The organism is Psychrobacter sp. FME5, from assembly GCF_014861375.1.
GTDB lineage: Bacteria > Pseudomonadota > Gammaproteobacteria > Pseudomonadales > Moraxellaceae > Psychrobacter.
The window spans coordinates 1-12,333 of record NZ_RRYX01000092.1 but is presented as its reverse complement, the minus strand read 5'-3'; the positions used below and the strand labels follow the sequence as shown (position 1 = coordinate 12,333).

The 12,333-nt window shown below is 40.2% G+C and carries 13 protein-coding genes, 1 tRNA gene and 1 pseudogene; 6 read left to right on the top strand and 9 right to left on the bottom strand.

Translation table 11 applies throughout. The features are described 5' to 3' along the window. The 3 genes from EI161_RS11070 to EI161_RS11060 form a co-directional block, all read right to left on the bottom strand. Positions 1-140: helix-turn-helix domain-containing protein (locus EI161_RS11070; protein WP_192529371.1), on the bottom strand; the 140-nt coding region annotated here is incomplete at its 3' end. A gap of 238 nt (positions 141-378) precedes the next feature. Next, positions 379-1,887 (bottom strand): serine/threonine-protein kinase, encoded by a 1,509-nt coding sequence (locus EI161_RS11065; protein WP_192529566.1) that lies wholly within the window; start codon positions 1,885-1,887, stop codon positions 379-381. Positions 1,888-1,954: 67 nt separating this feature from the next. Next, positions 1,955-2,704, bottom strand: coding sequence for a hypothetical protein (locus EI161_RS11060; protein ID WP_192529565.1), 750 nt, complete (start codon positions 2,702-2,704; stop codon positions 1,955-1,957). Between the two features lie 413 nt (positions 2,705-3,117). On the opposite strand from EI161_RS11060, the gene EI161_RS11055 reads away from it, so the two are divergent. Next, positions 3,118-4,449 (top strand): valine--pyruvate transaminase, encoded by a 1,332-nt coding sequence (locus EI161_RS11055; RefSeq protein WP_192529564.1) that lies wholly within the window; start codon positions 3,118-3,120, stop codon positions 4,447-4,449. A 48-nt stretch (positions 4,450-4,497) separates the two neighbouring features. Here EI161_RS11055 and EI161_RS11050 read toward each other — a convergent pair whose 3' ends face one another. From EI161_RS11050 to hisB, 3 genes are all read right to left on the bottom strand, one after another. Further along, positions 4,498-4,887: a hypothetical protein gene (locus EI161_RS11050; RefSeq protein ID WP_192523529.1), complete on the bottom strand. Its 390-nt coding sequence runs from the start codon at positions 4,885-4,887 to the stop codon at positions 4,498-4,500. Positions 4,888-4,994: 107 nt separating this feature from the next. Next, a complete protein-coding gene (hisH, locus tag EI161_RS11045; RefSeq protein WP_192529563.1) occupies positions 4,995-5,639 on the bottom strand; it encodes an imidazole glycerol phosphate synthase subunit HisH in 645 nt (214 codons plus the stop codon). Further along, the gene (gene hisB, locus EI161_RS11040; RefSeq protein WP_192529562.1) at positions 5,640-6,293 is read right to left on the bottom strand and encodes an imidazoleglycerol-phosphate dehydratase HisB; all 654 of its coding nucleotides are present in this window, start codon (positions 6,291-6,293) and stop codon (positions 5,640-5,642) included. It abuts the gene before it with no gap. Positions 6,294-6,789: 496 nt separating this feature from the next. Between hisB and EI161_RS11035 the strand changes: the two genes are divergently transcribed. After that, positions 6,790-7,215: a hypothetical protein gene (locus tag EI161_RS11035; protein WP_225735350.1), complete on the top strand. Its 426-nt coding sequence runs from the start codon at positions 6,790-6,792 to the stop codon at positions 7,213-7,215. Positions 7,216-7,338: 123 nt separating this feature from the next. Continuing rightward, positions 7,339-7,414 (top strand) — tRNA-Phe (locus EI161_RS11030). 256 nt (positions 7,415-7,670) lie between these two features. Here EI161_RS11030 and EI161_RS11025 read toward each other — a convergent pair. Continuing rightward, positions 7,671-7,958 carry a hypothetical protein gene (locus tag EI161_RS11025; RefSeq protein ID WP_192523533.1) on the bottom strand — a complete coding sequence of 96 codons (288 nt, stop codon included), beginning with the start codon at positions 7,956-7,958 and terminating at the stop codon, positions 7,671-7,673. Positions 7,959-8,434: 476 nt separating this feature from the next. On the opposite strand from EI161_RS11025, the gene EI161_RS11020 reads away from it, so the two are divergent. Both EI161_RS11020 and ilvD read left to right on the top strand, forming a co-directional pair. After that, a complete protein-coding gene (locus EI161_RS11020; protein WP_192523534.1) occupies positions 8,435-9,112 on the top strand; it encodes a phosphoglycolate phosphatase in 678 nt (225 codons plus the stop codon). Positions 9,113-9,252: 140 nt separating this feature from the next. Beyond that, positions 9,253-10,935 carry a dihydroxy-acid dehydratase gene (gene ilvD, locus EI161_RS11015; protein WP_192523535.1) on the top strand — a complete coding sequence of 561 codons (1,683 nt, stop codon included), beginning with the start codon at positions 9,253-9,255 and terminating at the stop codon, positions 10,933-10,935. Positions 10,936-11,038: 103 nt separating this feature from the next. On the opposite strand, the pseudogene EI161_RS11010 reads toward ilvD, so the two are convergent. Then, positions 11,039-11,683, bottom strand: a pseudogene (locus EI161_RS11010) (ATP-binding protein); the annotation flags it as partial. 121 nt (positions 11,684-11,804) lie between these two features. Between EI161_RS11010 and EI161_RS11005 the strand changes: the two are divergent. Then, positions 11,805-12,179: a hypothetical protein gene (locus EI161_RS11005; protein WP_192529561.1), complete on the top strand. Its 375-nt coding sequence runs from the start codon at positions 11,805-11,807 to the stop codon at positions 12,177-12,179. A gap of 14 nt (positions 12,180-12,193) precedes the next feature. Here the strand turns inward: EI161_RS11005 and EI161_RS11000 are convergent. Next, a partial coding sequence (locus EI161_RS11000) for an IS1 family transposase (protein ID WP_192528726.1) occupies positions 12,194-12,333 on the bottom strand: 140 nt, incomplete at its 5' end.

The window sequence follows — 12,333 nt, the reverse complement described above, 5'->3', positions numbered from 1 at the left end:
GTGGTTTTACTATGAAGACGCTTTTTCCACTTCTGGATAGTCGTTGGACTGATATCATAGAAAACAGCAGCTTCGGCAAAGGTCATGCCCTCATCTAAGCTTTTTAAAACTTGTTTGCGATAATCTAGGGAGTAAGTCATGGTCGTTTATACTGGTAATCGTTTAATTGATTTATTTTATAACATTTTTGTGGTCATCTGACTATAGCGTTAGTTGTCTTGCTATTTGGCATTGCGATTATTTATGTGAGATTGGTGATTGGGCGTGGGATTATGGCAAGGGTTCGGGCGATGATTTAATGGTATTCAATTTTAACTTTGTAAATAAAAACCCCTTAATTGGGGTTTTTTGACTTACTACTATTTAGAATGAGTAGATTTATAAACCATCAGTAATTAAATCTATTAAACTCTCTCTTTCTATAGCCTCAACATCTGTTTTGTACCTATTGTTTGAATCTACAAAATAAATAGACACTCTTAGTTGTTTACGGTCAAATGCAAAAGGTTCAACTTGGTCATCGTCTGGAAACAGGGTAATCTCACTATTTTTCAAGATATACCAATCTCCATACTCATCTTCATCAGATTGTACTAGTAATAAATTAAACCCCATACCATTGGCAAAATTGACTGCGCCCCAAGCTAATAATAGATTACCTCTAATAAAAGGGGTTAAAGGTTTTGATAGGTCTAACTTAAATGTATTTTTTTCTGTAAGTCCTTTGAAAATACTTAAAGATAGTTCATCAGATTGATCAATCGCACTGAACCAGATGCTTACTTCTTTCTTATCGAATGAAAAATTAATTTCATATAGGTCTTTAGTAGAATTATCTGTAATTACAGCCATTTCAGCAGGAAGTACAGTTTCATTAAGTTGATAAAGAAGCTCTGTTAATGGGGTCTTCAGTGATTTTTCAAATTGATAGCTCACTATACCTTTTCTTCTAAGTAACTCATCCTCTTTTAGAAGTTTTTCGGATTCGCTCTTCTTTAGCTCCAAATCTTTCAGTAGCTTTTTATCTAAAAGCTTATTAATTGAATTTTTGTGATTACCAATATTACTGGCAGCAGCTTGTAAATCCTTTCTAACTTCATCCCAGCTTTGATAACGGTCTTTTGGTTTTTTTTCGATCAGCTTATTAACAACGCTAGCCACTTTAGGAGATATTTTATTATTTACCTTGTTTAAAGCTGTTGGTACAGTGGTAAGGTGCGCTTTCTCCCAATCTTTAGGCGTTCCAAGTGCGTGCTCTTTTCCTGCAGTTTGGAAAAATACTAGACCGATTGAATACATATCCATTTGAATTGTATTTTTTTCAAATCTATAAGCTTCTGGTGCTGTGTAAGGCGCAGTACCCCATCCTTTGAATGTCTTAGAACGCGTTTTATCTTGTATAATTTTAGCTAAACCAAAGTCAGCAATCTTAAAAACACCATTATCAATAAATATATTGTCTGGTTTAATATCCCTATGAACTAAGACTTTATTAATAGCTTCCATTCCATCAATAATCTGATGGAAAATGTTCAGGCAAGACTGTTCGTCCAACATTTTTTCTTGAATATTCAGGAAATCTTGTAAGGAACCATCTTCCGCCAAATCCATAATAAGGTATGGTGTTTTAAAAACTGCCCCATCATCAAACCCTCTATAACTTATAACATTTTCATGCCTGATACTTTGAGCAAGTTCCCATTCATTGATAAGAGAACGGTAGTTTTCATCATCAGGTAAGAAGTTAGTTAGAGTTTTCATAGCAAGCTGATTATTAGAATTTTGCTCTTTGATCAAAAATACTTGCCCCATACCTCCATTTCCTAGAAAACTAACTAACTCGTAATCTTTACCTTTAAACTGTATGACATCATTGATCCTAAACATTTTTCATCCTATGAAAATAAGTTGCATGCATTAAATCGTGATTAAAATTAGTAAAAGCATCAAAACCTTAAATTATTAGCCATACACCAATTACAATCGAAGTGATTGTAGCAAACCAAAAATATGGATTTTCTTTATTACACCAAGATGTAGTACGTGCAAACTGTATTGGAAGAATGGCAGTAATCAATGCAATTAAAAATATCGGTAAAGTAAAAATCCACATTATTAAGTAGTAAATCAGAAAAACTAATAGAAGTATTAGTGAAAGAGTAATGCTTGATATAACTGGACTATTAAAGTTCATACCTGTATTTTCTAACAATATAATAAAGCTTGGGAATATGGAGCTCAAACTATCCGCTATCGCTATGAAAAAATCTGACGTTAAGTTCTCCCCTATTAATAAATCGAAACCTCCTAAGAGGATAGGACTAAGAATCATTAAGATAACATTTCTTGATCCTTTAAATATGGTGTTTTTATGATCTATAAACCATTTTATTGAAAACCAACTCATGAATACAAATGCAAACACCAAGAAAAAAACATAACCTAAATCTTTACTTATAAACTTATTACTAATAAAAAAAAGAGTAAAGAATATTAGACTTGCCCATCCATAAAATTTACTCAGTGCTTTGATACCCTCTACAAACGATAATATTTCAAGATTTCTATTCAGTTTATTATAACTATCTTGTATATCAGAGAAAAATTTATTTATTCTTTGATTCCCTCTAGTACTACTCTCCACTAAGCTTAAGCTGTTAAAACTCACTATAAGAACACCGAGTACTCTAAATAACGTTTCCAATTTTAAATTCCTCAAATATTTTTTCCATTCTGAATATTTATAAATAATAAATCAATAGTACTTAGTAAGAATACGTCATCTATTGTCGCAACCGACCTAAAATTAGATAAACATCAGTTATCTTTATAGCATTTATAAATTTAGGGTTGATTTATGAAATAAGAATAGTCTTAGAGGAACTGTTTGGCTTTGATTGAAGCGACTCTCTCGCTTCACTATCTTGAACCCAAAACGCCCTCTATTTATTTAAAGGGCGTTTTTTGATTCACTTAACGTATAGGCATATAAACCAATATCAGTCATACGGTTTGCTTATTTATTGGGGGATTACCTAGCCACCATTTGCTATACTAGCCCCACTTTATCGATTAAATAACACCTTATAAAACCCTCCAAAATAGCATGGTAACCTTATGAAATTCTCAAAGTTCGGTCAGAAATTTACCCAGCCTACTGGTATCTCGCAATTGATGGATGACTTGGGCGATGCGCTAAAAAGCGATCAGCCTGTCAATATGCTGGGCGGCGGTAACCCTGCCAAAATTGATGCCGTCAATGAGCTTTTTTTAGAGACTTATAAGGCGCTTGGCAATGATAACGATGCCGGTGAAGCCAATAGTAGTGCGATTACTAGCATGGCGAATTATTCTAATCCACAAGGTGATGCTGCCTTTATCGACGCGTTAGTCGGCTTCTTTAACCGTCATTATGATTGGAATTTGACGTCAGAAAATATCGCTCTGACTAATGGTTCACAGAATGCTTTTTTCTATCTGTTTAATCTATTCGGCGGCGCTTTCGCTGATGAAAAGAGCGAATCTATCGATAAGTCAATTCTACTGCCATTAACACCTGAGTATATTGGCTATAGTGACGTGCATGTCGAAGGTCAGCATTTCGCTGCTGTACTACCGCATATCGATGAAGTGACGCATGATGGCGAAGAAGGCTTCTTTAAATATCGTGTCGACTTTGAGGCGTTAGAGAACTTGCCCGCGCTAAAAGAAGGTCGTATTGGTGCCATTTGCTGCTCACGTCCGACCAATCCTACTGGCAACGTCTTGACTGATGACGAAATGGCGCATTTAGCTGAGATTGTCAAGCGCTATGAGATACCGTTAATCATCGATAACGCCTATGGTATGCCGTTTCCTAACATCATTTATTCAGACGCCCATCTCACTTGGGATGACAATACGATTCTTTGTTTTAGCCTGTCTAAAATTGGCTTGCCCGGTATGCGTACCGGTATTATCGTTGCTGCGCCTAAAGTGATCGAAGCAGTCAGCGCGATGAATGCGGTGGTGAATCTAGCGCCAACGCGTTTCGGTGCGGCGATTGCCACGCCACTAGTCAACAACGACCGTATCAAGCAGTTATCTGACAACGATATTAAGCCGTTTTATCAGCAGCAAGCCAATACCGCCGTACGGTTATTAAAAGAAGCATTGGGCGATTATCCACTAGCGATTCATAAGCCTGAAGGCGCGATTTTCTTATGGTTATGGTTTAAAGACTTGCCAATTACAACCGTTGAGCTGTATGAGCGTCTAAAAGAAAAAGGTACACTCATTGTGCCAAGTAAACACTTTTTCCCCGGTGTCGATGTGAGCAATTACCAACACGCGCACGAATGTATTCGCATGAGTATTGCCGCTGATGAGCAAACGCTGATTGATGGTATTCAAGTGATTGGTGAAGTGGTTCGCGAGCTTTATGATGAGGCTAATAACCAAAAATCTTAATAAGCTATATCGCAAAGACAGTCATGATAAAAATAAAAAACGGACTTATTAATAGTCCGTTTTTTTATGTCGCTTAATCATAGGTTTAGGCTTATTGATTGGATGAAAAATTGGCGTCCACCTATTAAGCGCATAAAGCACATAGGGGATCAGACAAGTATTCATCAGGTCGTGTAGGCTTGCCTTTATATCCACACTTTCTAACGCCAAAAAACCTTTTGGCACGATGATATGCCGATTATCCAAATACTCACCTGTTAATGCAACGCCAGTCACTAAGATTAGAGCGATGAACGATCTTATACCTTGATTTTTAAAAATCGGACGAAGTAAGATTAAACTTAATAGGTAAACGCTGATGCCCACATAAATATGCAAGGCATCTTTATCAAGTCCAGTGGCCGCTATCACGCCTATCTTAAAGGTAGTAAAATCCACTTTTTTCTCTCAAGTTATGTGTATAGCGATAAATACTGATAAAAAAAGTGAGTCAAGCGTTTGTTAACTCACCCTACTGCTACATCAAATATTTAATTCATGCTTTTTTAAACATCCCAATTCACAAAATTCTTTAACAGCTGTAAGCCTGCGGTATGGCTTTTTTCTGGATGGAATTGAGTCGCAAATAGATTATCTTGCAAAATACTGGCACAAAACGGCTGGCCATAATCACAGACGGCCGCCACTTGCGAGCTATCAGCAGGATCGCAATAATAGCTATGTACAAAGTAAAAGTGCGCATTGTCTTCGATACCGTTCCACAATGGATGCTCAAAATCCATACCGTTAATAGTATTCCAGCCCATATGCGGTACTTTGATGGTCGCGCCCTGCTCATCTTTCCACGTTGGATCAAACGCTTCTACAGAGCCATCTAGGATGCCCAAGCACTTTGTACCACCATTCTCAGCAGATTGCTCAAATAACGCCTGCATACCGACGCAAATGGCCATGACAGGCTTATTAAAGATAGCATGGCTTATCACCTCATCAATACCTGCTTCATGCATGCCTATCATACAGTCACGCATGGCACCGACACCAGGAAAGACTATCTTGTCCGCCGTCGCGACCACTTTTGGGTCATTAGTGATAGAAACTTCGGCACCGACCAGCGTTAGCGCTTTGCCGACAGAGTGCAAGTTTCCCATACCATAGTCTAATAATGCTACCTTTGTGGCTCGACTCATCTAAAACGCCTCTTTAGTCGATGGCAAGGTATTTAACGCGCGCTCATCATACTCGCAAGCCATACGTAGGGCGCGGGCAAAGGCCTTAAAGGTACACTCAATTTGATGATGGCTGTTTTTGCCTTTTAAATTATCTAAATGCACCGTCATCCATGAGTGATTCACAAAACCATAGAAAAACTCACTGAATAAATCAACGTCGAAATTACCAACATGCGATCGCGTGAATGGGATATCCATATGCAAACCCGGACGACCTGATAAATCAACCACTGCTCGTGTTAATGCTTCGTCTAATGGCGCGTAAAAATGCCCATAACGACGAATGCCCTTTTTATCACCTAGCGCTTTTGCAAACGCCTGTCCAAGGGTGATGCCCGTGTCTTCAACGCTGTGGTGATCATCAATAAAAGTATCGCCATTGCATTTTATGTCTAAATCAAACAGACCGTGACGCTTAATCTGGTCAATCATATGGTCCAAAAACGGCACGCCCGTATCGACAGTGCCTTGACCGGTACCATCTAGATTGACGGTACAAGTTACTTGGGTCTCAGCAGTATTGCGGGTCACAGTCGCTGTACGTGCGGCATGACCGTAAAGATTTTTAGCAGTATTTTGGTCTTGAGTTTGTGCAGTAGAATTGGCTGTCATGGCTACTCTCTATAAATATAAAAGCAAACAATAAAATAGGGCTATCAATAAGCCCAGCGTGTCCTCAATGTGAGAACCATAAAATATAAGAATAAAACGTTAATAGGTATAAATGAATCATTATGAATTGGCGATAGTCCGCTCTATCCTAGCGTAAAACATTAGAATAAGGGTAGACGATGCATTATCTATCCTTATCATAGCAAACCCTAAGATTTACTGCCACGACCAAGCAGTAAACTACAGGCAAATTTGCCCCTTTCTGCTAAAATAGTGCATCCAGTATTATCAATCATTGCGCTATAGTCAGTCCTAAATAAAAGAAATACAGACATTATGAGGCGCTACTGGGATTAATTTTTCTTGCTTGCTGTGCCTACGCAGACAGAGGCTGCGAATAATTAATCCCAGTAGCACGGTATTCTTTTAAAAGTGGATTCACTATATACTCATTACATCATGCTAGATAAACATTTGAAATATTTAATAGGAAACTATGATGCCTTTAGAAGCGATTGCCATTAACGATTTGCAAACTCCTTTGATGAAAAAACCAACTCGTGAGAATGAGTTAGCAGAGCGCTTGCAAGCATTGTATGACAGCGATGATAACCAGCCTGATGGCGCTGACGTATTGGCACTTATTGAGCAAGGTTTTAAGCGTGGTCAGACTATATATGTCGGGATGTTTAATGATAAACCTATCGCTGCGGTTGGCTGTTTTGACGATGGACAGACCGACGCCAAGCGCCTGCAATACCTTACTGTGCATTCAGAAAACCGTAAACGTGCCATTGATGCTAAATTTATCAAACTGGTTTACGATGCCGAGGTCAAAAAAGGCGTACGTGAATTTGTCCCTGTCGATGCGGACATTCACCGCATTATGAGCGAGTACGAGCTGCTGCGTGTTAAGGATTAATTTTAGCGCTAAAAAGCGATATTTTGATAAATAATTCATTATTTTTACTCTTTTATCGCATAAAATGCAAAAACCGCTTGACAGTAACGCCTATATTTAGTTTAATAGCGCCTCAACGAAGACGGCTCGATAGCTCAGTCGGTAGAGCAACGGATTGAAAATCCGTGTGTCGGCAGTTCGAACCTGCCTCGAGCCACCATTCGTTTAAGAATTCTAAAAAGGCCCCAGACATTTATGTTTGGGGCCTTTTTTTATGTCTGAAGAACTATCTATAGTCAGTGAAACGTAAAATCGATACATCACGTACTGCAGGTACCATTTTTTCTTGCTTGCTGTGCCTACGCAGACAGAGGCTACAAAAAAACCATACCCGCAGTATCGTAGCGCTTTTAAAGTATTTTAACTATATCTGAAAAACTTGTCATGACAGGCACTCGGTTAAGGCAAGCCTTTCGTTATGACAAACGTCTTCTTAATAACAACTCACAACGCTCACGCGAATCCAAATCATAAACCGTCGCGCGATAGTCAATACCGTGACGCCCTTCAAAAAACACCACCCGATCGCCCACTGCTAAAAAACAAGAAGTGCGGGCATCATAAATAAAGCCGTCAATCACAAACGCCAAATCGCGATCTATCTCGCGCACCGTATAAGTCTCACCTTGCGGAACTAAACGCTCAAACCATGCACTATGGGCGGTATTTATAGTTAGCACACTGACGAGTAGCAGCACTGCCATTATGAGCACATTATTTAACGACACCCTAAAATCTGACCTAGCTATACAAGCTTTGTTTCTGGTACTTCTATTCACTTTCATAACCTTCTCAATAAATACTTTTACTCAACACTCTATATGCTAAACATCTTCTGTCACGGTTGCATAACATTTTTATGCTGTTTTATAGATAGCTACGCTCAGTATACTTAATAACGGTAGTGATAGTAGAGATGAATAATGCTAGATATATAGTCAATCCACTATAAAACAAATACAGTAAACAAAAATGGGATTGTTGCCGCGAAAATACAGACTATTTAAAGATGAAAGCGGAACACCGCGAGCGCTATAAAGATATTGAATAGTAGCTGTTGAAATAGCAGTAAAAGTGAGTTCTATGGCTGACCTATGCTATGGTAATAAAGACTCTACATCGTAACTTTAAAAACTCATCACTTAAAAATAGAATAAATAATTCTAAATCGCGAGGAATAATGGATAAGCAACTTTTAATTTTTGACTTCGACGGGACTTTAATTGATAGCGTACCGGATTTGGCTGATGCGACCAATGCGATGCTGACTACGCTGGGCAAAACACCCTATCCTATCGAGACCATTCGTAACTGGGTGGGCAACGGCTCAAAAATGCTGGTTGAGCGCGCCTTGGTTGGTAAAATAGAAGTGTTAGAAGATGAATTAACGGTCGAGGCAACTGATCATGCCGAACAGGTGTTTTTTGATGCTTATAAAAATATTAGCGGTAGCAAAACGGTCGCTTACTCCAATGTCGACAGCGGGCTAAAAAAACTACAGGCAGCAGGGTTTAAGCTGGCATTGGTGACCAATAAGCCGATTCGTTTTGTACCAAAAATATTGCAATCCTTTGGCTGGCAAGACTTGTTTAGCGAAGTGCTTGGCGGCGATAGCTTGCCCACTAAAAAACCAGATCCTGCGCCGCTGCTGCATGTTTGCGCGGCTTTAAGCGTAACTCCAGCACAGGCGGTCATGATTGGTGACTCCAGAAACGACATCTTGGCAGGACAAAATGCCAATATGGATACGCTTGGACTGTCATACGGCTATAACTATGGGCAGGATATTCGTGAGCTTAACCCTACCGCAGCGTTTGATGATTTTGCCGCTTTGGTTGAATATCTTTTAAAAGGTTAAGGTATATTCATAATTATTAAAATAATAAGAAAACAACTTTTTACCCTATCAACCTTTCACCCTATATAATTGCAAGCTGTGACTGGCCTTTATTTATACTGAAACAAGCCAATAAACGGTTTCGCTATTGGAGACAGAAAATGAATAAAAAAGACGACAGCAACAGAAAATATTCTTCTATTTTGGTCGATGGCATTCAAAAAGCACCAGCGCGTTCTATGCTGCGTGCGGTCGGTTTTACGGATGACGATTTTAAGCGTCCGCATGTGGGGATTGCCTCTACTTGGAGCCAAGTGACGCCTTGTAATATTCATATCAACGGCTTAGCTGATGAAGTGGCTAAAGGCGTTTATTTCGCCTATGGCAAACCCATTATTTTCAATACCATCACCATCTCTGACGGTATCGCTAACGGTTACCAAGGCATGAAATACTCCTTGGTATCGCGTGAAGTGATTGCTGATTCTATTGAAACCGTCTCAGGCTGCCAAGGTCATGACGCGATCATTGCTATTGGCGGCTGCGATAAAAACATGCCGGGTTGCCTTATCGCCATGGCGCGCTTAAACCGTCCTTCGCTGTTTATTTATGGCGGTACCATCAAGCCGGGTAAAAACCACACGGACATCGTTTCTGTATTCGAAGCCGTCGGTGCCAATGCCCGCGGCGATATGACCGAAGAAGAAGTGTTAGAAATTGAAAGAACGGCCATCCCTGGCCCTGGCTCTTGCGGCGGCATGTATACCGCCAACACCATGGCATCAGCGATTGAAGCCTTGGGCATGAGCTTACCGGGTAGCTCGGCTCAAGAGGCCATATCTCCTGAAAAACGCGAAGACTGCCGAAAAGCAGGTGAAGCGATCCAGTGGTTAATCGACAACGACATTAAGCCTAGCGATATTATGACGGGTAAAGCTTTTGAAAACGCGATTACGATGGTTATTGTGTTGGGCGGCTCAACCAACGCGGTTCTACATCTGCTCGCTATGGCCGATGCGATTGACGTAGCGCTCAACATTGATGACTTTACCGAAATAGGAAAGCGTGTGCCGGTATTGGCCGACTTACGCCCATCTGGTAAATACTTAATGTCTGAGTTAATAGAAATTGGTGGTATTGCTCCATTAATGAAGCGTTTACTGGCAAAAGGTTTACTGCACGGCGACTGCTTAACCGTTAATGGTAAAACCATGGCTCAAAACCTAGCTAACGTAAAAGACTACCCAGAAGACCAAGACATAATCCGTCCGTTCGACAAACCAATCAAAGCCGACAGCCACTTGCGCATATTACGCGGCAACATTGCACCGACTGGTTCGGTGGCGAAAATCAGTGGCCAAGAAGGGACTCAGTTCACTGGTACCGCCCGTGTGTTTAATTCTGAAGAAGACTCTATGAGCGCTATTTTAGATGGCACTGTTGTGGCGGGTGATGTGGTTGTGATTCGTTACGAAGGCCCTAAAGGTGGCCCAGGTATGCGTGAAATGCTGTCACCTACCTCGGCCATTATGGGCCGTGGATTAGGCAATGACGTGGCGTTAATTACCGATGGCCGCTTCTCTGGTGGTAGTCATGGCTTTGTCGTTGGCCACATCACCCCTGAAGCCATGGTTGGCGGCCCGATTGCGATTATTGAAAACGGCGACACCATTACTATTGATGCCGACAATAATGAAATCAATCTAAACATCAGCGAAGAAGACATTGAGAAGCGTTTAAGCACGTGGAAAGCACCAGAACCAAATGTAAAACGCGGCGTACTGGCTAAATATGCCAAAACGGTTGGCAGTGCCTCAGAAGGTGCCATTACCGATAAGTATTAATCGTTATTAAAAACACCTTGGGCCAAGGAATGCCTAACATGTCTGGGGTGTTTTTCTTTTGTTTAATCCCTTCTAAAATCTCCCGCAAAGTATTAATAATGAATTACTTACTGCGATAGCTCAATGCTTCCGATACATGGGCGCTGGTGATATCGATACTGTCGGCAAGATCGGCAATAGTGCGAGCAACGCGCAATACCCGATGATAGCCACGGGCGGATAAATTCAGCCGTTGCTGAGCAAGCTGTAACAGTTGCTGTTCACCTTCACCTAACTGGATATATTTATCAATCTCGCTAGGGCTAAGCTCATTATTTACTTTTTGTTGTCTTGCTAGCTGGCGTTTATGAGCAGTTGAAACCCGACTCCTTACCTTTTCTGAGGTTTCGCCTGCCTGAGCGTTTTGTAAGTCAGCAATCGGTAATGCTGGCACAGTAATGTGCAAATCGATACGATCGAGCAGCGGCCCTGAGAGCTTATCTTGATAGCGCTTAATCTGTTCAGGTCGGCAGCGACAACGCGCTGAGCCATCACCATCATAGCCACACGGACACGGGTTCATCGCTGCAACCAACTGAAAGTTTGCGGGAAAAGTCATTTGCGAGTTGGCACGGCTAATCGTGATTTGCTTGGCTTCTAAAGGCTGGCGTAGGACTTCTAATACGGTACGGTCAAATTCCGGTAATTCATCGAGGAATAATACGCCTTTATTGGCAAGGGTAATCTCACCAGGTTTCGGACGCGAACCCCTGTCACTTCTCCTAATAAATGTCAAATTTACCCAATAGATGTCATATATTAGACTCTTCAATTAATAGCAACAAATGTATGTTATATTTCCTTAATAAATGTCACATGGACAATGCTTAATGATTTATTCAAAGTTTGAAGACAATCCTATAATACCTTATAAAACATCAATCGGAATTAGAAAATATATAGAAAGGTACAATGAATTCAAAGGCCGTGAAGCTTTTAAATATAATGATGATTACGTGGTGACCTACTACGGCTATCTTAAAAAAAAGGATAGTCGAGATAATTCACAACTTTTAATAAAAATTGCTTTTTTAAACATAAGCTTGGCTAATGAAAGCGGAAGAGAATATCAAAGCGTCCTTGAATTACCATTCAACTATATACTAAAAATGCCAATAGGCTCTATTTGGCGTAATGGCATTTGTATATCAAGGTATTATTTTCCAGAAATGGAATTAACACTTAATAATGAGGTGGTGTTCTAAAAAGTATGCTGGCATCAGACGTAGCCATAATTGATGTAAAAGAACACCAAATCAAACACTTTAAAATGATTATCAAGCTTTTTTGAGAAGCAACAAGTCTTTCTAACCGCTCGTCTTAATCGGTGTCTAAGGCGACAGTTATTACCCTCTATAC

Excerpts from the sequence above, each read along its gene's own strand:
- EI161_RS11055 (WP_192529564.1), top strand. The coding sequence starts at position 3,118 with ATGAAATTCTCAAAGTTCGGTCAGAAATTTACCCAGCCTACTGGTATC.
- hisB (WP_192529562.1), bottom strand. The coding sequence starts at position 6,293 with ATGACAGCCAATTCTACTGCACAAACTCAAGACCAAAATACTGCTAAA.
- EI161_RS11035 (WP_225735350.1), top strand. The coding sequence starts at position 6,790 with ATGATGCCTTTAGAAGCGATTGCCATTAACGATTTGCAAACTCCTTTG.
- EI161_RS11020 (WP_192523534.1), top strand. The coding sequence starts at position 8,435 with ATGGATAAGCAACTTTTAATTTTTGACTTCGACGGGACTTTAATTGAT.
- hisH (WP_192529563.1), bottom strand. The coding sequence starts at position 5,639 with ATGAGTCGAGCCACAAAGGTAGCATTATTAGACTATGGTATGGGAAAC.
- EI161_RS11005 (WP_192529561.1), top strand. The coding sequence starts at position 11,805 with ATGATTTATTCAAAGTTTGAAGACAATCCTATAATACCTTATAAAACA.
- EI161_RS11025 (WP_192523533.1), bottom strand. The coding sequence starts at position 7,958 with ATGGCAGTGCTGCTACTCGTCAGTGTGCTAACTATAAATACCGCCCAT.
- EI161_RS11065 (WP_192529566.1), bottom strand. The coding sequence starts at position 1,887 with ATGTTTAGGATCAATGATGTCATACAGTTTAAAGGTAAAGATTACGAG.
- ilvD (WP_192523535.1), top strand. The coding sequence starts at position 9,253 with ATGAATAAAAAAGACGACAGCAACAGAAAATATTCTTCTATTTTGGTC.